Here is a 326-nt window from a genome sequence, read left to right on the forward strand (position 1 = left end):
GCTAACCTCGGTTGCACCGTCTAGCGGACTGGTAATTGTAGTACAATCCGGAACGCTCGGATTTGCGAAGCTCTCTGTGGTAAAACTTATTTCTGGACATCCTGTGGCATTGCCAATAGCATTATAAGGAGTAACCGAAACATAGATTGTGGTATTTTCAGGGAAGTCGGTTGTATGGCTATAACTTGTTGTTGTAAGATTGGTATTATTTACCAGGTCATTTCCTCCAGCAGTTGTCCCGATATTTATATAATATCCATCGGCATTTGGTACAGCATCCCAGCTAATATTTTCACTGATGCTAACCTCGGTTGCACCGTCTAGCG

Annotated in this window: 1 pseudogene; it reads right to left on the reverse strand. The window is 43.3% G+C overall.

Going from position 1 to position 326, the window contains the following annotated elements:
* Positions 1-326: pseudogene (locus tag I6U50_RS15800) on the reverse strand (hypothetical protein); the annotation flags it as partial.

It is taken from the genome of Salegentibacter maritimus, from assembly GCF_016236975.1.
GTDB classification, from domain to species: Bacteria; Bacteroidota; Bacteroidia; order Flavobacteriales; family Flavobacteriaceae; genus Salegentibacter; species Salegentibacter maritimus.